Raw genomic sequence first — 22,423 nt, 5'->3', positions numbered from 1 at the left:
GCGCTTCGTCCCGATCGGGGAGGAACTCGGTACGGCGGGAATCAGGTGAGGCCGAGGCGTTTGCGGAGTTGGCGGGAGGTGGCGAGGACGTGCTCGATCTCGGTGGGCGTGGGCCAGGGGGCGCGGCCCGGCCTCAGCAGGGTCATGCGCACCGAACTGAGGTGCTCCAGCGCGCCGGCGTGCAGGCCGCTGCGCTCGGTCAGCCAGCCGACCACGTCCACCGGCTCGCGGAGGCGGCGGGTGAGCAGGTCCCAGGTGCCGAGGATCTCGGTGAGCTCGGACATGTGCAGGACGGTGCCGCCGCGCCTGCCCGCCGCCGCGACGGCGAGTTCGGCCCGGGCCACGAGTTCGGGCTCCACGGGACGGTCCCAGGTCTGCGCCGCCGGCGGAACGGGCGCCGCCGCATGGAAGCTGGAACCGGCGTGGCGGGCGTCCGGGCTCGTCACCCGCGACCGAGGAACGGACGGCCGCGTCCCAGGAGTGGACGGCCGAGTTCCAGGGGTGGATGGTCGGGTTCCAGGGGCGGACGGTCGGGCGTCGGCGGTGGAGGGTGGCGTCTCTGGGCCGGATGGCGACGGAGTCCCAGGAGATGGCGTGGATTCGCCGGTCGGGCCGGGGCGTGGCCATGGGGCGCTGGACGGGGGATTCACCACGAGCCGGACGGTGTCGAGTTCCGCCGCCGCGCCCGGGTGGCCGTTGGCGGCGGCCTGGCGCAGCCAGTGCTCTCCTCCTCGCAGGTCGTTGTGCTCGGCGATGAGCAGCAGGCCGAAGTTGTAGGCGGCCTCGGCGTCTCCGCTCGCGGCGGCGCGGCCGAACCAGTGGCTCGCGGCGCGCGGGTCCTCCAGTTCGACGCAGACGAAGCCGGCCATGCGCTGGTCCTCGACCCGGCCCAGGTGCGCCGCGCGCTCGAACCAGGCCCGCGCCGTGCGCAGGTCGCGCCGGGCCAGCGCGAGCCTGCCGAGCTGCGAAGCGGCTCCCGGGTGGTCCACCTTGGCGGCCAGGCGGTACAGGGCCTCGGCGCCCTCCGGGTCGCGGTCGGCGTGCAGCAGGCGTCCGAGGTAGTACGCGGCGTCGGAGTGCCCGCCGCGGGCCGCGTACTCCCACCACGCGCGGGCCTGGGCCTCCTCGCCGGAGGCGTAGTTCAGGAAGGCCAGGTCGTGGGCGGAGGCGAGGTCCCCGGCCGAGGCGGCGCGGTGGTGCCAGTCGCGGGCCGCGATGGTGTCGCCGACGTCCTCGCACAGCAGGGCGAGCCGGCGCGCGGCCGGACGGGAGCCCGCTTCGGCGGCGGTCTCGAACCACATGCGGGCGCCGCGCACGTCGCCGCGCTGCTCGAGCAGCAGCGAGGCCAGGTTGACGGCCGCCTCGGCGTCGCCGGCGCCGGCGGCGATCTCGTACCAGGTGATCGCCTCGTCGAGGCTGCCGTGCTTCTCGTGCCAGATGCCGAGGTTGTAGGCGCTGTCGATGTTGCCCGCTCCGGCGGCCCGTTCCCACCAGTGGCGCGCCGCCGACCGGTCGCCGCGCTGGGCGTACAGGCGGCCGAGCCGGTGGGCCGCCATGGAGTCGCCCGCCTGGGCGGCGCTGAGCAGTTCGCCCTCGGTGCGCTCGGGGAGCGGCGGCTCGGACGCGCGGGGAACCGGCACGGCGGGCCACGTGACCGCCTCCGGTTCGCCATGCCACCACGTCATGGGGGAAAGAGTCGCACGTGATCCAAAGAGATGGAACATAATCGACTGCTTCTTGCCGTCCGGCGGAACGCGTTTGACCCGCTAGCCTCCCTGGCCAGGGTGGGTGGGGTTCTCGGGCGGGTCCGCCACGCCAGGTTTGTTTATGTTGATAATTCCGACATACATCCCCATCCCGCATACATAGCGGAGCGTTCCCGGATTCTGCGGCGCCAGCCGTACGGTGAAGGCGCCGCTCTCGGGAAGCGTGAGGTCCCGGCCCTGGAGGGTGACCGACCGCGTGCATCCCCGGTTGCCGCGGGTGCGGAAGACGATCTCCGTCGGCCGCCCGGCATCGACGGCGGCGATGCCCGGACGGTACCCGTGGTCGGTCGACCAGATGGTGAGCACCTGCGTGCCGTCCGCCCGGACCACCGCCCGCGCCGCCTCCGGCCCGCCCCGCCCGGCCCCCGAGACGGCGGAGACGGCGTTCCGTGGGGTGTCGGGGCCGCCGTCGGCCGGTGGCCAGCCGCCCAGGCGCAGACCCGCGACGACCGTCGCCGCGCCCGCCACCAGCGCGCCCGCCGCCGCGACGGCCGCGAGCCTCCTCGCGGCCACCCGGCGGACCAGAAGCCCGAGGACGGCGAAGCCGGGTGCGGTTCCGGCGACGAACCCCGCCATGACGGCCGCTCCGCCGAGCCACGACCCGCTGGAGACGGCGACCGTCTCGGTGGTGAGCGTCACTCCGCAGGGGATGAGCACGGTCGCACCCCCCAGTGACGCGGGCCGCGCCAGCGCCCCCCACCGCTTCGCCCGCTCCCACCGCCCGGACGGGCCCGGCACGCCCGCGCCGTCCGGGCAGGCCGGGCGGCGGCTCTCGGGGCCGTCGAAGGGGGAAGCCGGAGAACCGGCGCGGCGCGGAACCGGGCCCTCCGCGCAGTGCGGGTCGCGAGGACCCGCCGAGTGCGCGCCCGGGGATCCGGCGGGGCCGGGAGGAGACGGGCTCGTGGAGCAAGGGGGGCCGGGGCTCCGGCTGAGCGCGAGGCGGACGGCGTAGACGACGACCGCGATGCCGGCTCCCACCAGCAGCGCCGCGCGGACGGGCGGCGGGAGCCGTACGGCGTCCCCAAGCAGGCCGAGCAGCGCGCCGGCCGCCGCGTGAGAGAGCAGCCGCCCTCCGATGAATGCCGGAACGACGCCGCGTCCGCCCCGTCCTCGGGCGAGGCCGATGAGGACGCCGCCCTGGACCGCCGTACAGGACGCGGTGCCGGCCACCAGACCGGCGGCGAGCCCGCCGGCGAACAGGGCCGCGGGCGTCACGCCCGTCCGGCCCGGGACGGCCTAGCCGGTCGCGGTGCGTTCGGCCGCACGCGGTCCTCTCCGTAAGGAGTCACTAGCGGAAGGTAACCGATGATGGCGGTGACGAACAGTGACAGTGCGATAACCGTCCGGCCGTGTCCTGCCGAGTCCAGGGGGTGGACGCGGGAGGCCTCCACCCTCGTGCGGTGCGCTCGGTGTACGGGAAGCCCACCTCGTGCGGTGCGCTCGGTGGACGGACGCCCCGCCCCCTGAGGCGCGCCGGGTGGGCGGGGCGTTCCGCGGGTGTCAGGTGGCGGCGCCCTTGAGTACCGACATGCGCTCGAAGTACTCCTCGTCGCTCAGCTCGCCCCGGGCGTACCGCTCGGCCAGGATCTTCTCGGCCGAGGTCGTCGGGGACGCCGCGGCGCGGGCCGCCCACGGGGGAGTGCCGCCCGCGAACGGCGTCCAGCCCCCCTTGCGCGACCGGAAGACCAGCACGACCAGCGTCACCCAGAACAGTCCCCAGAAGATCGGGATGATCGGCCACCACGGGCCGGGTCCCCAGTGTGCGTACGGCATCTGTCGCTCCTCGTTTCGTTCGGATGCCTCAACACTCCTCCGCGCGGCCTCGCGCGGCATCGCCCCGCGGGCGCGCCCCGCGCTACCGCGCCCGATGGCGCACGCTTCTCCGCCCTACCACCGGCGTCGTACGGCACCCGCTCACCCGCCTACCGCCGGCGTCGCAGGGCGCCGCCGGAGGGGGCAGGGGATCAGATCCAGCCGGGTTTGACCAGGCCGGACTCGTAGGCGATGACGACGAGCTGGGCGCGGTCGCGGGCGGCGAGCTTCATCATGGCGCGGCTGACGTGGGTCTTGGCCGTGGCGGGAGCCATGTAGAGCTTGGCGGCGATCTCGTCGTTGGTCATCCCGGTGCCGACCAGCGTCAGCACCTCGCGCTCGCGCTCGGTGAGCTGATCCAGGCCGGCCGTCGTCCTGGGCTCCTTGGCCCGCGAGGCGTACTCGGCGATCAGCCGCCGGGTGACGCTCGGCGACAGCAGCGCCTCGCCCGCCGCGACGACGCGGACGGCCTGGATCAGCTCGGCCGGCTCGGTGTCCTTGACCAGGAAGCCGCTGGCGCCACCGCGCAGGGCCTCGAACACGTACTCGTCCAGCTCGAAGGTCGTCAGGATGATGACCTTCACGGCCCCGGGCATCTTCCGCGTCGCGGTGAGCCCGTCCATGCCGGGCATGCGGATGTCCATCAGCACGACGTCGGGTTTGTGCCGCTCGGCGAGGCGGACGGCCTCGGCCCCGTCCGAGGCCTCGGCGACCACGGTCATGCCTTCCTGGGCATCGAGCAGGGCGCGGAAGCCCGCGCGCACGAGGGCCTGGTCGTCCGCCAGCAGTATCTTGATCACTCGGTGTCCTCGGAGGGGTCGGTTTCCGCCGCGGGCGGGATGGGGAGCACGGCCTCGACGCGGAAGCCCTGCCCGTGCGGGCCTGCCGTCAGGGTTCCGCCAAGGGCGGTGGCGCGCTCGCGCATGCCCGGGATGCCGTTGCCGCCGCCCTCTCCGGCGAGCGCGCCGGGCGCGGTGGCGCCGCCGTCCTCGACCAGGACGGTGAGCCGGTCGTGGCCGTAGGCGAGCGTGACCGTCGCCGGGGCGCCGGGCGCGTACTTGGTCGCGTTGGTGAGCGACTCCTGGACGATGCGGTAGGCGGCGCGCTCGACGCCGGGCGGCAGCGGCCGGGGTGCGCCGGTGACGCGCTTGGTGACGTCGGGTCCGCTGCGCTCGATCAGCTCGTCGAGCTGGCTCAGGTCGGCGGTGGGCGAGCGCGGAGCGTCGTCGCGCAGGACGCCGAGCAGCGAGCGCATCTCGGTCAGCACGTCCTTGCTGGCCTGCTTGATGGTCGCGAGCGCCGTGCGGGCCTGCTCCGGGTGATCGTCGATCAGGTGCAGTGCGGTGGACGCCTGGACGTGGATGAGGGAGATGCTGTGCCCGAGCACGTCGTGCAGCTCCTGCGCCATGGACAGGCGTTCCTCGCTGGCCTGCCGCCTGGACTCCTCCTCGCTCACCCGTTCGCGCTCGGCGCGCTGGTCGCGGCGGCCGCGGACCACCTCGGCGACGGTGAGCACCACCAGGATGATGGCGCCCACGCTCGCGTGGTGGAACCACCCTTCCCTATGGGGCAGCAGCCAGGTGGCGTAGGCGACGAAGAACAGCCAGACGGCGCCGCCGGCGAGGTAGGCGGAGCGCCGGTGCCCCATCTGCACGGTGTTGAAGATCGCGATGATCGGGCTGAGGAACACCGGCCCGTAGGGATAGCCCCTGTACACGTAGAAGGCGGTCAGCGCGACGATCGACCACAGTGTGAGCACCGGGTGGGCGCGGCGCGCGGACAGGGCCAGCGGCCCCAGCGAGAGCAGCAGGAAGCCGAGCGGGTCGAGCGGGAGGCGGGTGAGCGGGTCGCCGGGGTGCACCTGGCCTCTCTGCGCGGCCATGGTGCCCCAGATCTGCGCCATGCCTGCCAGCAGGGGCAGCATGGGATCGACCCAATGGGGAGCTTTGGCGCGCACCCGTGAACGGTACGTCAACCCGCTGACCAGCGCATCCGCCCAGAGTGGCAGGGGTGTCTACCGTGCCCGGTGTACGAGCGGGGGCCAGGGGATCGTTGTTGACCCCGGTTGTGATGCTGTGAGTCAATGCTGGTGCGATCTAGGAATGAGGTCCGCCATGAGCCTTCGCCGCATGACCGTTCCCCTCGTCGGGGTCGCCGCCTCCCTCGCGCTCGTCGCCCCGCCCGGCGTCGCCGCGGCCTCGCCCGCGCTCGGCGGGCCCCCGCACGGGCAGCCGGCCGCCAAGGTCCCGGTGGCCGAAGGGTACGGCGGGGCCGTCTCGACCGTCGACCTGGACGCCAGCAAGGCCGCGCTGAGCGTGCTGAAGCGCGGCGGCAACGCGATGGACGCGGCGGTCGCCGCGGCGGCCACGCTCGGCGTCACCGAGCCGTACTCCGCCGGTCTGGCCGGCGGCGGGTTTCTGGTCTACTACGACGCCCGGCGCGGGAAGGTGATCTCGATCGACGGGCGCGAGAAGGCGCCCCAGGCGATGACCGAGACCTCCTTCCAGGAGAACGGCGCCGCCATCCCCTTCGCCGACGCCGTGACCAGCGGCCTTTCCGCGGGCGTGCCGGGCAGCGTGGCGCAGTGGGAGCTGGCCCTGCGCCGCTACGGCACCTTCTCGCTCAAGCAGGCGCTCCAGCCGGCCGTCGACGTGGCGTCGAACGGCTTCACCGTCGACCAGACGTTCTACGACCAGACGGCGCAGAACGCCGACCGCTTCGCCGCGTTCACCTCCACCGCCGCCCTGTACCTGCCGAACGGCGCCCCGCCGCCCGTGGGGTCGGTGTTCCGCAACCCCGACCTGGCCGCGACGTACCGCGAGCTGGGCCGGCGGGGCGGCGAGTGGCTGTACGGCGGCCGGCTCGGCGAGGAGGTCATCGCCACGGTCAAGAGGCCGCCGGTCAAGCCCGGGTCCACCCGGGTGGTGCGGCCGGGCCTGATGGAGCTGTCCGACCTTCGCGCCTACCGCGCCCTGGAGCGTCCGCCGACCAAGGTCGGCTACGGCCCGATGGAGGTCTACGGCATGGCGCCGCCGTCCTCCGGCGGCTCGACGGTCGGCGAGGCGCTGAAGATCCTCCAGGCGCTGCCCAAGGTCGGCCTGCACGAGTACCTCGAGGCGTCCCGGCTGGCCTTCGCCGACCGCAACAAGTTCGTGGGCGACCCCGCCTACGTCGACGTGCCGCTCAAGGAGCTGCTGTCCGACGGGTTCGCCAAGGAGCGCGCCTGCCTGATCGGGGACGTCGCGATGCCGAACCCGGCCGCTCCCGGCTCGCCCGACGGCTCCTACGCGGGCTGCCAGTTCGAGGGCACGGCCGTCCCCAGCGGCGACCCGGCGCCCGCGAAGGGCGCCGAGGGGCAGGCCGAGAAGCCCGAGGGGCCGGAGACCACCCACCTGGCGGTCACCGACCGCTGGGGGAACGTGGCGGCCTACAACATCACGATCGAGCAGACCGGCGGCAACGGCATCGTCGTCCCCGGCCGCGGGTTCCTGCTCAACAACGAGCTGACCGACTTCACCTTCGGCCCGGCCCCCGGCGACCCGAACCTGCCGGCCCCCGGCAAGCGGCCCCGCTCGTCGATGGCGCCGACGATCGTGCTGAAGCACGGCAGGCCTCTGCTCGCGATCGGCTCGCCGGGCGGCGCGACGATCATCACGACGGTGCTGCAGATCCTCGTCAACCGGTACGAGTTCGGCATGTCGCTGCCGGACGCGGTCGCCGCGCCGAGGGCGAGCCAGCGCAACGCCGCCGCGACGCAGGCCGAGCAGGCGTTCATCGACCGCTACGGGGCCGAGCTGACCGCTCGCGGCCACACCCTCACGCTCGTTCCCGGACCGCCGGTGGGAGAGATCGGCGCGGCCACCGGCCTTGAGTTCCTCGGCAAAGGCAAGGTCCAGGCGGTCGCCGAGCCGTCCCGCAGGGGCGGAGGCAGCGCGCTGGTGGTCACCCCCGCCCGGCCCTGACGGCCCTGACCCGCACGACCCGCCGGCCGGGTCGCGCGGGTCAGCCGATCAGCTCGAAGTCGCCGGACTTCACGGCGCGGGTGCGCGCCCAGAACTCGAAGGTGAAGCCCGGCCAGATCGCGCGGTTGGTGCCCTTGCCGTCCAGGTACCAGCTCGTGCATCCGCCCTCGGACCAGACCAGGCGCCGCAGCCGCCGCTGGAGCCGTTCGTTGTAGGCGCGCTCGGCTGAGGGCCGCACGTCCAGAGCCCTCGCGCGGGTCGCCGAGAGCAGGCGCAGGCACGACATGACCAGGCGCACCTGAGCCTCGATCATGAAGACGACCGAGGTGTGGCCGAGGCCGGTGTTCGGGCCGAGCAGTATGAACAGGTTGGGGAAGCCGGCGGTGAGGGTGCCCAGGTAGGCCCGGATGCCGTCCCGCCAGGCGTCCTGGAGCTTCAGCCCGTCCCTGCCGATGATGGGGTGCTGGGCCAGCGACTCGGCGACCTTGAACCCGGTGCCGTAGATGATCACGTCGACGGGGTGCTCGCGCCCGGTGGCGTCGACGACCGAGTGGTCGCGGATCTCGGTGATGCGGTCGGTGACCAGCTCGACGTTGTCCCGGCAGAGCGCCGGGTAGTAGTCACTGGCCAGCAGGATGCGCTTGCAGCCGATCGTGTAGCCGGGCGTCAGCCTGGCCCGTAGCTCGGGGTCGGCCACCTGGGAGGCGAGGTGCCGCCGGGCGACGGCCTCGTGGACCTTCATCAGGCGAGGGTCGACGGCGAACCCGAGGGCACGGGTCTCCAGCAGCCAGTAGATGCCGTCGCGCAGCGCGCGGTCCGCCGGCGGGAACCTGCGAAGCGTGCGCCTGGTCCGCTCGGTCAGCGGGATGTCCGGTTTGGGCTGGATCCACGGCGCCGTCCGCTGGAAGACGCTCAGCTTCTCCACCACGGGGGCGATCTGGGGGATGAACTGGACCGAGGAGGCTCCGGTGCCGACGACCGCGACGCGCTTGCCGGTCAGGTCCACCGAGTGGTCCCAGCGGGCCGAGTGGAAGGCCGGTCCGGCGAACGACGCGCGCCCGGGGATCTCGGGCACGGAGGGGACGTGCAGCCCGCCCATGCCGGCGACGACCGCGTTCGTCGTGAAGGTCCCGCCGTCCTCGGTGCTCACCAGCCAGCGGCGCTCGCGGTCCTGGTACTCCAGCGCGGCGACCTTGGTGCCGAGGCGGAGGTGCGGCGCGAGCCCGTACTTCTCCGCGCATGTCCGCAGGTAGCCCCAGATCTCCCCCTGCGGGGCGAACAGGCGGGTCCATTCGGGGTTGAGGTCGAAGGAGAAGGAGTACATGGGGGAGGGGACGTCGCAGGCGCAGCCGGGATAGGTGTTGTCCCGCCAGGTGCCGCCGAGCTCGGAGTCCTTCTCCAGGACGACGAAGTCGTGGTAGCCGGCCTGCTTCAGCTTGATCGCCATGCACAGCCCGGCGAAGCCGGCGCCGATGATGGTGATGCCGGGGCCCTTGGCCGCCGTGCCGTCGGCGTTGGCGGGGCCTGTGGCTGCCATGCCGTCTCCCTACCCGGTATTGGATGAGCCATCCAATTGAAGCGCGGCCCGGGACGCGCCGTCCATCGTTTCACGGTGGTCCGATCCACGATACGGGCTGCCGTGCCGTGCCCTCGCGGACCCTCGCGGGCCCTCGCGACTCTCGGGGGACCGCACGCAGACCCCGGCTCGGGGCTCTCGTGGGCATGGTGAAAGCGCCGACGGCGGTCGCCGACGGCGCGAGGCACCTGTCAGGTGGTCACTTCACGAGCAGGAAGACCACCACGGCGATCACGATGACGGCGGCCACGGCCGCCACGATGGGGACCAGGCGGGACCGCTGCGGCGCGGCGGCCTCCGGCTCCTGGCGCTGGGCGAAGGCCTTGAACTGCTGGGTGTTACCAGCAGGATCAATCTGAGGTTCCGACATGGAAGGAACTTTAGCCATCCCCAGCATGGCTTGACGCCCTTTATGCCAGTTAGGAGTCAGTCCAAGGGCGGGAGGCCCGACCGGCGGGCGGGACCGCGGGCCCGGACGGATAGCGTGGTGGCATGCTGCGGACGCTGCTGTCGCCCCGCCTCGTGGGCCTGCACCTGGTCACGATCGTGCTGGTCGTCGCGTTCGCCTTCCTCGGCCGCTGGCAGCTCGGGGTGTTCGAGGAGTCCGGGCGGCCGCACGCCGTCGCCGACCCGGCGCCGGTCGCGCTGACCACGCTGGTGCCCCCCGGCGGGCGCATGCCCGCCGCGGCCGGCGGCCGCCGGGTCGCCGCCCAGGGCGCCTACGACTCCTCGCGCCAACTGCTGGTGGCCGAACGCGCGCCCACCGTCGAGACCGGCGGCGGCGCGGCGACCGGCGGGGACGACGGCTACTGGCTGCTCACGCCGCTCACGCTGGCCGACGGGACGGTGATCCCGGTCGTCCGCGGCTGGGTGCCCTCTCCCACCGACCCCGCGACGGCCGTCCCGGACGGCGCGGTGACCGTGAGCGGGCGCGTCCTGCCGCCCGAGCCGACCGACTTCGCCCGGCGGCGGACGGCCCCGCTGCCTGCCGGGCAGGTGGCCACGGTCTCCACGGCCGAGCTGGTCAATCTCTGGCGGGGCGTCCGGCTGCGGGACGGATTCGTGGTGGCCACCGACCAGACGGGGGCCGTGCCGCGGGCCGGGTCGGCCGTGCGGGCGGTGGCCGTGCCGCCGCCCACCGAGAGCGGCGGCTTCACCTGGCGCAACCTCGCCTACGCCGCCCAGTGGTGGATCTTCGCGGGGTTCGCGGTGTTCATGTGGTTCCACTTCGTCCGCGACACGGTGCGCGCGGCCCGCCCCGGACACGCCGCCGGCGGCGAGGAGGATGACGGCGAAGGCGGCTCCGGCGAGGACGGCCCGGGCGCCGCCGGACCGGAGGACGTCGCGGCCGCTGGACGGAAGGACGTCGCGGCCGCCGGACCGGAGGATGTCGCGGCGGCCGGACGGGAGCACGGCGCGGCGGCGGAAACCGCGGGTGCTCCGGCCGCGGGCGCTCGGGCTGCGGGCGCTCGGGCCGCGGGCGCGTCCCCGCGGGAGTGACCGCCCTCCCTCCGGGATATCGTGTGGTGACCGCTCAGCTAGCGAGGTAATGATCGTCGTGGAATCCGCGCTCAAACCGTTCCGGGTATTGGCCTACATCGTCGGCTGCATGCTGCTCGTCCTGGTGGCGGCCATGGTCGTGAAGTACGGCTTCGACAACGCCACCCCCGTCGCCGTCGTCGGCCCCGTGCACGGCTTCGTCTACGCGGTGTACCTGCTGACCGCGCTCAACCTCGGGCTGAAGGCCCGCTGGTCGTGGCCGTACACCCTGGGCGTGCTGCTCGCCGGCACCATCCCGTTCCTGTCGTTCGTGATCGAGCGCAAGGTGACCGAGCGGGTGCGGCGGCAGCTGGCGGTCGCGGCGGCGTGAGCGCCATCGCGTGACAGGACGGAGCGCCCGTCCGGTCACGCGGCGCGGCCGGACCGGGCGGATGCCGCCGGGCCGCGGCCCTGGCCGGGGTGCTCCCCGGGTGGTCAGCCGCCGATCTGGCGCCTGCGGACGCGGCGCAGCCGGGCACGCTGGGACTCGTCCAGCATGAAGTAGGCCGCCACCGGGCCGCCCAGCAGGACGATCACCAGGATCCAGGCCACCAGCGAAGGCAGCAGGAGAAGGGCGAGGATCGAGGCGATCGCCGCGCCCACGTAGTACTTCGACAGTGGCGACATTGCCGGGCCTTTCTGTTCGCCGGACGGGGGAGGTCCCCACCGCCCATTCTGCGTCGTCACCTCAACGAGCGGCCGCCGGGGCGGAGTTCCGCCGGGCACCGCCGGCGAGGGGCAGTGGCGTGTCGCGGTCCCGGCCGCGGGAGTCGCCGGAGGAGCCGGGGCACGGTCGTGAGAGCCGCCGGAGGAGCCGGGGCGCGGTCGTGAGGGCCGCCGGGGTCGCGCGGCCGGCAGAGCCTTCGGCGTCGTGGCGTCAGGTGCGGGCTTGTCGTGGCGTCAGTCGGCGAGGGCTTTCAGCGTGGCCTCGCCGCACGGGTCGCTCTCGGTGCTGACCGGGACGAGCGCCACCTCGTCCACACCCGCCTCCTCGTAGGCGTCGAGGCGGTCCATGATCTCCACAGAGTCGCCGATCAGGGCGACCGCCTCCAGCATGCCGTCGGGGATGGCGGCCAGCAGCGCGCGCGGGTGAGGTTCGGTGCGGGCGTAGGCGACGACGTCCTCGAAACCCGCCTGGGCGAACATCTCGCGGTAGCCCGGCGCGTACAGATAGGGCACCAGGGCGCGCCGGATCTGCTCGATGGCGGCCTGGTCGGGGTCCACGGCGGCGGCGACCCAGGCGGCGACCCTGGTCGTGGGGGAGAGCAGCCGCAGGTCGGTGATCAGGCGGGCCGCCGAGGCCGGCGTGAGCAGGTTGAGCACCATGCGGTCGGCCAGCGCGGCGGCCCCCACGGCGGCCGGGCCGAAGGCCGCGACGCTGATCGTCGAGCGCGGGGCCGCGAGCCGCAGACGGTACCCCCGGCTGGCGACGTGCGCGCCGGAGAAGTCGGACCTCTCGCCGTCGAGCAGCGGCCGGAGCGCCTGGACGGCCTCGCGGAGCGCCGCCGCGGAGCCGGACCGGGACCTGCCGTGCCACTCTTCCACGACCACGGGTGTGGAGGTGCCGAGCGCGACGCCCACCGGCCTGCCGGTGAGGTCGGCGACGGAGGCGGCGCCCATCGCGATCATCATGGGGTCGCGCACGTTCACCGCCAGCGGGCCGACGGTGAGCGCGGCCCGCCGCGTGCGCGCGCCGATCGCCGTGGCCAGGGCGAAGGCGTCGTAGGTCGCCATTTCCCCCACCCATATCTCCGGATAGCCGTGCTCGTCCGCGATCTGCGCGGTGAGCACCGCCTCGCCGGCCGGGCGATCCTGCCATAGCCCGACGGAGACGCTGAGCCTCATGTGTAACGCTCCTGCCATCGCCCGGGGGAGCCGCGACGCCTCGCACGGCACGCCCCCGCCACCGTCCTTGCGAGGCGTTCAGTCAACCCCATGAAAGACCGGCCCCACCACTGTCGTGCTGGAGGCGTCATCAGTCGGTTATGGGGCCGAATCATCGGAGCTGTCCGGCTCCGTGGCGGTGGTGCGGACGTGGGAGGGAACGGCTCGTGGGACGAGGTGGACGGGTGTCCGCCGGGCCCTGTCCGCCCCGCCTCGTCCGCGACCGTCGCCATCGCGGCCGTCGCCATCGCGATCGGCTCCACCGCCATTCTTGGAAACTACGATGAAAAAAGTCAGCTCGCAATCTCACTCGATCGGCGGCCCGATGGGAGAGCCGGAGAATGTGACTTAGAGTTGACGCGGTGAACACCAAGGAGTTATCGGTCGCGGCCGGAGTTCATTCGGCCGAGATCGACCAGAAAGTCGCACAACATCCCGCATCTAGGGTGAATATCACCCAAAAGGGATACCATCCCGAAAATCCGCTGTCCTGGCCCGCGGCCCTGCACGCCGAGGCCGATGGCGCGGACACCGATCTCAGTGCCTTCGGCCGTGCCCTGGGCATGCTCGGCGACCGCTGGGTGCTGCTCATCATCCAGCGCGCCTTCCTGCTGCACGTACGCACCTTCGCCGGGTGGCGCGACGAGCTCGGCATCTCCGAGTCCGTGCTCGCCACGCGCCTGAAGGAACTGGTCGGCCACGGCATCCTCGCCCCCGTCGCCTACCGCGACGGCCGAACCCGCTACGAGTACCGGCTGACCGGCGCGGGCCTGCGCCTGTGGTCCTTCCTGCTCGCCATCCACGGCTGGGAACGCGACTGGGCCGACGGCCCCAACCTGCTCGGCCCGACCCACGACATCTGCGGCCAGGACGCCCGTCCCTACCTGGCGTGCGGGGCCTGCCGGCGTCCGGTCGGCGCCCGCGACACCGCGACCGAACTCGGGCCGCGCACCTCGTTCGTCCGCATCGGCCTGCCGCGTCACCATCGCCGCACCCTGCGGGGCGGCGACCACGTCGGTTACTGCCCGCACTCGATGGAGATCCTCGGCGACCGGTGGAGCACGGCGGTCCTGGCCGCCGCGCTGCTCGGCGTCAAACGGTTCGTCGACTTCCAGAGCCGGCTCGGCATCGCGCCCTCGGTGCTCACCGAGCGGCTCAAGCGGTTCGTCGAGGTCGGAGTGCTCACGGCCGACTCCTGCCGTCTCTACCGGCTCACCGAGAAGGGGCTGGCCTTCTTCGAGGTCTTCGCCTTCCTCGTCGAGTGGGCGCAGCGCGAGCTGCCGGTCCCCGAGGACGCCCGGCTGGTCATCACCCACAGGTACTGCGGCGAGGTCCTGACGCCGGTGCTGGTCTGCCTCGCGTGCGACGGCGTGCTGGAGCGCAGGCGCATCCACTTCGACCTGACGGGGTACGTGCCGCCCGCGCGACGCGAGCATCCCCGCCGTGACCGGCCGCCGCCCGCGTCCCCCGAGCCGTTCCCCGTCGCGGGGCACGTGAGCTGAAAGATTCAGCCGGCTCACAGGCTCGTCCGAGGTCGGTGAACGGGCGAGGGCGGTGTCGTTGACAGGCGGTGGTCAAGCGGACGACCATCGGCGATCGAGCGCGGCGGAGCGATCCCGGTCCGGCGCGTGGGAGCGCTCCCACTTTGTCAGCGGCCTGCAGAAAGTGAGCTGTTCCATGAGTGGTCCCCTGTCCGGCCCCCCGGCCTCGCCGCCACCGTCGTCCGTATGGCCCGCCTTCCGCCGCTTCGGAAGGCGGGAACTTCTCGCGGTCCTGGCCGCGGTGACCGCGGTCGCCGCCATGCTGCTGCCGGTCCGCGCCGCCTCCGCGGCGGACCCCGTGTGCAGGGTCGCCTACACCGTGAACCAGTGGGCCGGAGGGTTCACCGCCTCGGTCAAGGTCACCAACCTCGGGTCCGCGGTCACGAGCTGGCAGCTCCGCTGGGTGTTCGGCGGCGACCAGAAGGTGTCCAACGCCTGGAGCGCGACGGTCACCCAGTCGGGGACCGCCGTGACCGCCGCCAACGCCTCCTACAACGGCAACCTGGCCACCGGGGCGTCGGCGGACTTCGGCTTCCAGGGCACCTGGGCCTCCGCCAACCCCGTCCCGTCCGACTTCACCTTCAACGGGGTCAACTGCAACGGCACCGGTCCGACGCCCACTCCCACCCCGACGCCGACCCCCACGCCCACACCCACGCCCACCGTGACCCCCACCGTCACGCCGACGCCGACGCCGACCCCCACGCCCACGCCGACCCCCACGCCGACCCCCACGCCCACGCCCACGCCGACGGTGAGCCCGCCGCCCGGCTGTAACGGCGCCGTGGTGTGCTCCGGCTTCGAGGACCAGACGTCCTCCTCGCCGAGCGGGGACTGGCAGGTCGTCACGCCGAACTGCTCGGGCACCGGCACGGCGACGATCGACTCCTCCACCACCCACAGCGGCGGCAAGTCGCTGAAGATCAGCGGCGGGGGCAACTACTGCAACCACATCTTCGTGGGCACCACCAAGAACGTCTCCACGATCGGCCCCGTGGTGTACGCGCGGATGTGGGTGAGGCACACCACCGCCCTCCCCGCCACGCACGTCAGCATGATCACCATGGCGGACTCGGCCAACGGCAACAAGGACCTGCGCATCGGCGGGCAGAACAGCGCGCTGCAGTGGAACCGCGAGTCCGACGACGCCACCCTGCCCGAGCAGAGCCCCACAGGGGTCTCGCAGAGCAGGCCGCTGCCCACCGGCCGCTGGGTCTGCCTGCGCTACCAGATCGACACGACCAAGCAGGCGATGAGCACCTACCTGGACGACCAGGAGGTCCCCGGCCTGCACCTGGACCAGACGCCCACCCGCGACATCGACTCCCAGTGGCTCAGCCGCACGACCGCTCCGCGCCCGGCGACCCTGCGCCTGGGCTGGGAGAGCTACGGCAGCGACTCCGACACCATCTGGTACGACGACGTCGCCTTCGGCTCCTCCCCGCTCTCCTGCTGAACCCGTCACGCCCACCGGCCGGTGGGCGTGACGAACGATTCGCCGCCCGATCCGCGAAGGGCCCGGGACGGACCACTCGTCCGTCCCGGGCCCTTCGTCCGGTCCGCAGGGTCCCGGTCCTTCTCGGCGCGGCCGGACGCGCGCCGGCCTGCCGCACCGGAGGCGGCCGGTGCTCGCCGCGCGATCGGGTGCGCGGGCGCCTGGACCGGGACTTCGGCGGGGATTCTCAGCCGCCGGCCGGTTCCGGCTCCCGGGGCGCCCCGGCGCTCGCGAGCCACCTCTCGTGGGCTTCGCTCAGCCGCCGCCACAGCCGCTCCTTGCGCTCCGGGGCGACATCGTCCAAGGTCAGGCCGAAGACGTCGGCCAGCGCCTCGAAGTAGTCGCGCCGGCCCGACAGCACCGAGGTCCCCTCCTCCGAGCCGATGCGGCTCAGGCTCAGGCCGCGCAGGCAGTCGACGCCCGCGGCGTCGCGCCGCTGCACCGACATCACCGACCGGAAGCTCGACTGCGGCGAGGCCGACAGTTCCTGGTGCTTCACGGCGAAGGCCGACATCTCGGCCGGCTCGGCGCGGAAGTCCATGCCGACGAAGCTGCCGCGCGGGTCGTGGTCGAACCGCAGGCCGCCCGGCTCGGCCTCGGAGGGCCGCAGCCGGTACTCGAAGGGGCCCTGCCGGTGGACGCCCTCGACGAGCGGGAGCGGTTCGTGAAGGGCGTCACCGAGGCCGACGTCCACGAACCACACCCCGTCCGGGCACCGCTCCGCGGGCAGCCCCGACACGGTGAGCGCCAGGTGGTTGCCGGTCACGCCCACGGGGGAGTCCGCCCCGCCCTGCACCCCGCCCACGTGCCGGGCCACCCGGTACCCCAGCGCCGCGAGCAGCAGCGACAGGGCGCCGTTCAGATGGAAGCAGTAGCCGCCCCTGCCGCGCAGGATGCGCCCGGCGGACTCCAGCGGCTCCACCGAGGTCGGCTCGTCCATCCAGATGTGGAAGTACTCGTACGGCACGCGCTCGACGTGCGCCCGGTGCAGCCGCACCAGGGACTCGACGCTCGGCGGCCCGTCAAGCCCGCCCAGGCCGATACGGCGGAGATAGGTGGAGACATCCAAAGATCGCGTCACGGGGCAAGCTAATCAAGCTGCATCAGATCTGCACATATGCCTTCGGATAGTCTGCACGACCGGGTTCTAGGCTTCCCACCGTGACAGACCAGCGACGCATCCTCGTGGTCGAAGACGACAACACCATCGCCCTCGCCGTGCGGAGCCGGCTCATGGCCGAAGGCTTCGACGTCCGCATCGCCGACGACGGCGAGGAGGCGCTGGCCGCGTACGCGAAGGCCGAACCGGACCTCGTGGTGCTCGACCGCCTGCTGCCCGGCCTCGACGGCCTGGAGGTGTGCCGGCGGATGCAGGCCGCGCGGCCGGTTCCGGTGCTGATGCTGACCGCGCTGGGCGAGGAGACCGACGTGCTCGTCGGCCTCGGCGTCGGCGCCGACGACTACCTCACCAAGCCGTTCAGCATGCGCGAGCTGATGGCCAGGATCCACGCCCTGCTGCGCCGGGTCGAGCGGGCCGCCCAGCTCGCCCACGAGGACACGGTGATCCGCGCGGGCGACGTGGAGATCAACACGGCCGAGCGCAGGGTCTTCGTGCGCGGAGTGGAGGCGCAGCTGACGCGTACCGAGTTCGACCTGCTCAGGCGGCTCGCCGAGCGCCCCGGGCACGTCTTCGAACGCGAACGGCTGCTGTCGGACATCTGGGGCTTCTCCGAGGCCGCCGCCACCCGCACCGTGGACAGCCACGTGCGCTCCCTGCGCCGCAAGCTCGGCTCCGGCATCGTCCGGACGGTCCACGGCGTCGGCTACGCCCTGGTCAAGCCATGAGCCCCCGTCCCACGCCGAACGGCCCGCGCCCCGGGGGAAAGGAAGGCGCGTCGTGAGGCCGCTCGACTTCCTGGGCCGGGTGAAGATCAAGATCGGGCTGGTCATCCTGCTCGCGGTGGCCACGGCCTTCGCGCTCAACGAGTACGGCCGCTCGCTGGGGGTCGTCCCCTGGGCCCGCATGGGGCTCGCCGCCGTCCTCAGCCTCGGAATGGTGCAGCTCGTCGGCCGGGGGATGACCGGGCCGCTACGCGAGATGGCCGCCGCCGCCCAGACGATCGCCAAGGGGCGGTACGGCATGCGCGTCAGGGCCACCTCCCGCGACGAGGTGGGCGAGCTCGCGCGGGCGTTCAACGCCATGGCGGCCGACCTCGGCGAGGTGGACCGGCAGCGCCGTGAACTGGTGGCCAACGTCAGCCACGAGCTGCGCACCCCCATCACCGGACTGCAGGCCGTGCTGGAGAACCTCGTCGACGGCGTCTCCTCGCCCGACAACGCCACCCTCAGCACGGCGCTCACCCAGACCGAGCGCCTCGGCCGGCTGGTGGCGCAACTGCTCGACCTGTCGCGGCTGGACTCCGGCGCGCGGCCCATCGAGCCGGAACCCGTCGAGCTGGGCCCGCTGTGCGCCCAGGCCGTCCGGGAGGCCGGGCTCGCGCGCGAGGAGGTGGCGCTGTCCAGCTCGGTGCCCGCCGCACTGGGCGTCCACGCCGACCCCGCGCTGCTCGGCCAGGTGCTGGCCAACCTGCTCGACAACGGCGTCCGGCACAGCCCGTCCGGCGGCGCGGTCCGGCTCGAGGCCCGCCCGGCGGGCTCCGGAGTGCGGCTCAGCGTCACCGACGAGGGGCCCGGCATCCCCGCGCCGGAGCGGCCCCGGGTGTTCGAGCGGTTCTCCCGCCTGGACGCCGCCCGGGCGGCCGACGCGGGCGGCGCGGGCCTCGGCCTGGCCATCGTCAAGGAGATCGTCGAACTGCACGGCGGCTCGGTGCGGGTCGCCGACACCACCTCCGGCTGCCGCATGGTGGTCGACCTCCCCGGAAGGACCACGGTCATGAGCGACCTCCCCGACGACCCGCCCGGCGACCCCGCGTCCAGGTCCGGTGATCCCGAGTCCAGGTCCGGTGGTCCCGCGTCCAGGTCGGGTGATCCCGTGTCCAGGTCCGGTGGTCCCGCGTCCAGGTCGGGTGATCCCGTGTCCAGGGCCGGTGGCGCCGAGCCGGGGCCGCCGCGCACGACACCTGCCCCGGTCGGGGCGGCCCAACCGTCCGGCGCCGTCCAGCGGTCCACGACGGAGGCCCGGTCGCGGCACGATCCCGGAACGGACGCACCCTCGAGCACCGCCGAAGCCCCGGACGCCCCGACCGGCGACACACCTTCGATCTCCAGGCCGGGCGCCGCCGCCCTTCCGCCCGGCCCGCGTGTCCCGGCGCGGGCCGGCGAAGACACGGAAGATCCGAAGGAGGAGGCCGTAGGCATCGCGGAGCAGTCCGCCGTGTCCGCCATGTCGGGCGTTCCCGATGCTCCTGACGCTCCGGCCGTCCTCGTCGTGCCCCGGAGGCCCAAGCCGTCCGGGGAGCCGACGGCGCAGCCGGTGCCGGGCGCGGCGGAGTCACCGGCCGCGATCTCAGACTCCATCGCCGCGCGACCGCTCACCACTGCGGCACCTCGCACCGTCGCCGAGTCCGGCACCGGCGCGGAGTCCGGCACCGTCCGGGAGTCCGTCGCCGCGGCCGAGGGCCGGACCGCGAGCGGATCGTTCTCCGCCGTGAAGCCGCCCGTCCAGGATTCCCGGCCGCCCACGCAGTCCGGCGCCACCACGGGGGCGCCGCCGGACTATGTGCCGCCGCCGTTGCTGCCGCGCCCGGCGCTCCCCCCGACGCCCCGCTGGCTGCTGCCCGTGGCGGCGGCGGTGGGTCTGCTCGCGGCGATCGCCCTGCCGGACGCGCGGGCCGGGCTGGGCGTGGTGCTGGTGGCCGTCGCCGCCGGCGCGGCCGTGCTCCCGGCGGCGCGCCGCCGCATCACCCCATGGACGGCCGCCTTCGGCCTGCTGGCGTACGCCCTGGTGGCGGTGGCCCTGGTCCGCGACGCCGAGTGGCTGGTCGGCCCCTCGCTGCTCGCGGGGTTCGGCCTGGCGGCGCTGGCGGTTTCCGGCGCGGGGCGGGGCTGGCCCGGCGTGATCCGCGGAGGGCTCTCGGTGGTCCTGGCCGTCTTCCCGCTGCCGTGGTTCCTCCTGGAACCGATCAAGGCCGTCGACCGCAGGCGCACCCTGGCGCCGATGCTCGCCGGGCTGGTCATCACGGCGGTGCTCCTGCTGGTGTTCGGCGTGTTGTTCGCCTCGGCCGACGCCGTCTTCGCCTCGTTCGTCTCCGAGGTGTTCACCGCCCCCGCCTGGGCCTCGTCCGTTCCGGTGCGGCTGGTGCTCTTCGGGGTGTTCGCGGCGCTGGTCGGGGCCGCCACGCTGGTCGCCCTGCGCCCGGCGGTCGAGCCGGCCGGCCGCCGGGCCCGCAGGCGGGTGAGCCTCGTTTTGTGGACCATCCCGCTCGGCGCGCTGGACCTGCTGTTCGCCGCCTTCGTGGCCGTGCAGATCAGCACGTTGTTCGGCGGGAACCGGCGGGTGATGGAGACCGCCGGGCTGACCTACGCCGAATACGCCAGATCGGGATTCTTCGAGCTGGTCACGGTCAGCGTCTTCGTGCTCGGCCTGGTGGCGGTCGCGACGGCGGTGGTGGCCGCGCAGGGTCGCGAACGGCTGCTGCTGGCCGGCCTGCTCGGCGTCCTGTGCGGGCTCACCCTGGTGATCCTCGCCTCGGCGCTGCACCGCCTCGGGCTCTACATCGACGCCTACGGGCTGTCCAGCCTGCGCGCCTCGGTCGTCGCGGCGATCTGGTGGCTGGCGGCGGTGTTCGCGCTGGTGCTGGTCGCGGGCGCCATGCGGCTGGCGCGGCGGGACGCGGGCTGGCTGCCGCGCACCGTGGTGCTGGTGACGGCCCTGTCGCTGCTGACGTTCGCTATCTGGAACCCCGACCTGCGGGTCGCCGAGTCGCAGCTCGGCATCCGCAAAATCTCGGAGCTCGATTTCAACTACATCACCGACCTCAGCGCCGACGCCGTGCCGGCCATCGACGGGTTGCCCCCTCAGGTGCGCGACTGCCTGCTGTCACAGATGTCGTCGGTGCGGCGGCTGAGCGCGCGGGACGGCTGGAACGGGTGGAACCTGGCGCGCGAGCACGCCCGTGATCTGCTCGGCGACCGGCCTCCGATGGAGCCGTCCTCGGCGTGCGGGGAGGATATAAGGTCGCCTGGGACATAGGTCAGACACGGGCGGGCTCGTCGAAAGGCACGGCTGCGGTGCACGGTTCGGTATACGTCTACGTCGAGGACGTGCGCGACGAGGGCGCCGGGCGGGTCCTCGACCGCATCGCCGGCTACGGCGTGCGCGAGGTGACGGTCGCCGCCGCCTACCACGGCGCCCGTGACGTCACCCCGCACGGCGCCTCGCGGGTGACCGTCCGCTCCGACGGCGTGCACTTCCCGCCGCCCGCCGACCTGTTCACCGGCCTGCGGCTCGCGCCGCCCGTCCAGCCGGGGGCCGAGCGCGAGCCGCTCGCGGCGCTGCGCTCGGCCGCGGCCGAACGGGGCATGGCCCTGCACGGCTGGGCGGTGTTCCTGCACGACCTGACCCTCGGCCTGGCCAACCCCGACGTCACGGTGCACGACTGCTTCGGCGGGCGCGGCTTCCCCGCGGCGCTGTGCCCGGCCCATCCGGACGTCCGCCTGTACGCCGTCGCCCTGGCCAGGGCGACGGCCCGGCAGGGCGTCGACAGCGTGGTCGCCGAGTCCCTGCACTTCGGGGGGTTCGCCCAGGGGTACCAGCAAGAGAGGTGCTTCGTCCCGCTCGGTCCGATGGACGAGTTCCTGTTCTCCCTGTGCTTCTGCACGTGGTGCATGCGGCGGGCGACCGATCTCGGCGTCAAGGCGGAGGTCGCCCGCGAGGAGTGCGCGCGCATCGTCGGCGGGGTGCTCGACGGCGACCCGCCCGCGCAGGGCGAGGTCACGCGGGCCGCGCTGACGGCGTACGCGGGGCCGGACGTGGTGGCCTACGCGCGGGCCCGGTCCGAGACGGTGACCTCCCTGGTCAGCGAGGTGTCCTCCGCCGTCGCCGCCGAGGGCGCCACGCTGACCTTCCTGGACGGCACCGGCCACCGCAAGGGGTACGCCGATGGGCTGCCGCCCGCCGGGCTCGCGGCGCACGACGCCTGGCAGCTCGGGGTCGACCTGGTGGCGCTGGGCGACCTGGTCCCGTCGTTCGGGGTCCTCGCCTACGCCAGGGACGCCGCCAGGGTCGCCGACGACGTGGGCGCCTACCGCCGCTCGGTCGGCAACGACAGGGAGCTGCGCGTCGTGCTGCGCCCGGGCAGGCCGGACACCGACTCCGAGGAGCGGCTGGCCGCGAAGGTCCGCGCGGTGCGGGCCGCGGGCGGCGACGCGGTGGACTTCCACGCCTACGGGCTCGTGCCGTACAGCGTCCTGGACCGCATCCCCGGAGCCCTCGGCCGCGAAGCCTGATCCCCGCCCACGGCACGCGATCGCGGAGGGAGAGCGCTCTCCGGCGGTGAGCCGACCGGGTGCGCGGTGGTTGCGGTGCTTTCAGAACGGTCCGTTCGCGGCAGCCCGCCGGGGCTCAGCTCGTGAAATGGGGCTTCCGCGGTGTCCTGTCCCGTCTTGCCTGGTCAGCGAGGTAGGGCGAGCCGCGTCCACGGTGGTCGGCGCGATGAACGATAGAGAGCGCTCTCACGATCTTCGAGAAACATTTTCTCGCTGTTGACACTGGTTGTGGAGGCATCTAGCGTCAGCGGCGCTGAGAGCGTTACATCCACGTTACGTCGACGAGAACACCTGGTTCCCCGCCGTCGCGGACCTCGAACGGCCGTCGGGCCCGCGCCACCGAGCCGCCGCCGGTCGCCGCCCTATCGCGGGCGGCGGCCGGTTCACCCCCCACGACGAAA

18 protein-coding genes are annotated in these 22,423 nt (G+C 73.5%); 8 read left to right on the top strand and 10 right to left on the bottom strand.

Features of this window, described 5'->3' with window-relative positions; all coding sequences use genetic code 11:
- Window positions 1-41: 41 nt before the first annotated feature.
- The 5 genes from ABZT47_RS05895 to ABZT47_RS05875 form a co-directional block, all read right to left on the bottom strand.
- Complete coding sequence (locus ABZT47_RS05895; protein ID WP_354836665.1) at window positions 42-1,685, bottom strand: sel1 repeat family protein; 1,644 nt, start codon at window positions 1,683-1,685, stop codon at window positions 42-44.
- Window positions 1,686-1,766: 81 nt separating this feature from the next.
- Window positions 1,767-2,981: a sulfite exporter TauE/SafE family protein gene (locus tag ABZT47_RS05890; RefSeq protein WP_354836663.1), complete on the bottom strand. Its 1,215-nt coding sequence runs from the start codon at window positions 2,979-2,981 to the stop codon at window positions 1,767-1,769.
- A 285-nt stretch (window positions 2,982-3,266) separates the two neighbouring features.
- Window positions 3,267-3,539 (bottom strand): SHOCT domain-containing protein, encoded by a 273-nt coding sequence (locus tag ABZT47_RS05885; protein ID WP_354836661.1) that lies wholly within the window; start codon window positions 3,537-3,539, stop codon window positions 3,267-3,269.
- 191 nt (window positions 3,540-3,730) lie between these two features.
- Window positions 3,731-4,378 (bottom strand): response regulator transcription factor, encoded by a 648-nt coding sequence (locus ABZT47_RS05880; protein ID WP_354836658.1) that lies wholly within the window; start codon window positions 4,376-4,378, stop codon window positions 3,731-3,733.
- Window positions 4,375-5,535 (bottom strand): histidine kinase, encoded by a 1,161-nt coding sequence (locus ABZT47_RS05875; protein WP_354836656.1) that lies wholly within the window; start codon window positions 5,533-5,535, stop codon window positions 4,375-4,377. Before ABZT47_RS05875 ends, ABZT47_RS05880 begins: the two co-directional genes overlap by 4 nt.
- Before the next feature lie 172 nt (window positions 5,536-5,707).
- On the opposite strand from ABZT47_RS05875, the gene ggt reads away from it, so the two are divergent.
- A complete protein-coding gene (ggt, locus tag ABZT47_RS05870) occupies window positions 5,708-7,540 on the top strand; it encodes a gamma-glutamyltransferase (protein WP_354836654.1) in 1,833 nt (610 codons plus the stop codon).
- 40 nt (window positions 7,541-7,580) lie between these two features.
- Here the strand turns inward: ggt and ABZT47_RS05865 are convergent, their stop codons facing one another.
- Entirely contained in the window at window positions 7,581-9,077 is a 1,497-nt protein-coding gene (locus ABZT47_RS05865) for an NAD(P)/FAD-dependent oxidoreductase (RefSeq protein WP_354836652.1), read from the bottom strand.
- A 238-nt stretch (window positions 9,078-9,315) separates the two neighbouring features.
- On the bottom strand, window positions 9,316-9,486 hold the full coding sequence (locus ABZT47_RS05860) for a hypothetical protein (RefSeq protein ID WP_354836650.1): 171 nt from the start codon (window positions 9,484-9,486) through the stop codon (window positions 9,316-9,318).
- Window positions 9,487-9,608: 122 nt separating this feature from the next.
- Here ABZT47_RS05860 and ABZT47_RS05855 point away from each other — a divergent pair, with 122 nt between their 5' ends.
- Together ABZT47_RS05855 and ABZT47_RS05850 are read left to right on the top strand one after the other, a co-directional pair.
- Complete coding sequence (locus ABZT47_RS05855; RefSeq protein ID WP_354836648.1) at window positions 9,609-10,616, top strand: SURF1 family protein; 1,008 nt, start codon at window positions 9,609-9,611, stop codon at window positions 10,614-10,616.
- A 49-nt stretch (window positions 10,617-10,665) separates the two neighbouring features.
- Entirely contained in the window at window positions 10,666-10,986 is a 321-nt protein-coding gene (locus ABZT47_RS05850; protein WP_354836646.1) for a DUF3817 domain-containing protein, read from the top strand.
- 104 nt (window positions 10,987-11,090) lie between these two features.
- Here the strand turns inward: ABZT47_RS05850 and ABZT47_RS05845 are convergent, their stop codons facing one another.
- Both ABZT47_RS05845 and ABZT47_RS05840 read right to left on the bottom strand, forming a co-directional pair.
- Window positions 11,091-11,282 carry a hypothetical protein gene (locus ABZT47_RS05845; RefSeq protein ID WP_354836644.1) on the bottom strand — a complete coding sequence of 64 codons (192 nt, stop codon included), beginning with the start codon at window positions 11,280-11,282 and terminating at the stop codon, window positions 11,091-11,093.
- Window positions 11,283-11,555: 273 nt separating this feature from the next.
- Window positions 11,556-12,500 (bottom strand): LLM class F420-dependent oxidoreductase, encoded by a 945-nt coding sequence (locus ABZT47_RS05840; protein ID WP_354836642.1) that lies wholly within the window; start codon window positions 12,498-12,500, stop codon window positions 11,556-11,558.
- A gap of 485 nt (window positions 12,501-12,985) precedes the next feature.
- Here ABZT47_RS05840 and ABZT47_RS05835 point away from each other — a divergent pair, with 485 nt between their 5' ends.
- Complete coding sequence (locus tag ABZT47_RS05835; protein ID WP_354836640.1) at window positions 12,986-14,041, top strand: helix-turn-helix domain-containing protein; 1,056 nt, start codon at window positions 12,986-12,988, stop codon at window positions 14,039-14,041.
- 175 nt (window positions 14,042-14,216) lie between these two features.
- Entirely contained in the window at window positions 14,217-15,536 is a 1,320-nt protein-coding gene (locus ABZT47_RS05830) for a cellulose-binding domain-containing protein (protein WP_354836638.1), read from the top strand.
- Window positions 15,537-15,762: 226 nt separating this feature from the next.
- Here ABZT47_RS05830 and ABZT47_RS05825 read toward each other — a convergent pair whose 3' ends face one another.
- Window positions 15,763-16,656, bottom strand: a complete 894-nt coding sequence (locus tag ABZT47_RS05825) for an arylamine N-acetyltransferase (protein WP_354836636.1) — start codon at window positions 16,654-16,656, stop codon at window positions 15,763-15,765.
- An 80-nt stretch (window positions 16,657-16,736) separates the two neighbouring features.
- Here ABZT47_RS05825 and ABZT47_RS05820 point away from each other — a divergent pair, with 80 nt between their 5' ends.
- From ABZT47_RS05820 to ABZT47_RS05810, 3 genes are read left to right on the top strand one after another with little or no spacing between them, the layout of a single operon-like run.
- Entirely contained in the window at window positions 16,737-17,420 is a 684-nt protein-coding gene (locus tag ABZT47_RS05820) for a response regulator transcription factor (RefSeq protein ID WP_354836634.1), read from the top strand.
- A gap of 52 nt (window positions 17,421-17,472) precedes the next feature.
- The gene (locus tag ABZT47_RS05815) at window positions 17,473-20,727 is read left to right on the top strand and encodes a DUF4153 domain-containing protein (protein ID WP_354836632.1); all 3,255 of its coding nucleotides are present in this window, start codon (window positions 17,473-17,475) and stop codon (window positions 20,725-20,727) included.
- 38 nt (window positions 20,728-20,765) lie between these two features.
- Complete coding sequence (locus tag ABZT47_RS05810; protein WP_354836630.1) at window positions 20,766-21,983, top strand: hypothetical protein; 1,218 nt, start codon at window positions 20,766-20,768, stop codon at window positions 21,981-21,983.
- Window positions 21,984-22,423 lie beyond the last annotated feature (440 nt).

Origin of the sequence: Sphaerisporangium sp. NPDC005289, assembly GCF_040607455.1 — a bacterium.
In the GTDB taxonomy this organism is placed as follows: Bacteria; Actinomycetota; Actinomycetes; order Streptosporangiales; family Streptosporangiaceae; genus Sphaerisporangium; species Sphaerisporangium rhizosphaerae.
Note: the sequence above shows the minus strand (reverse complement) of the source record. Positions and strands in the feature narration are given on the sequence as shown.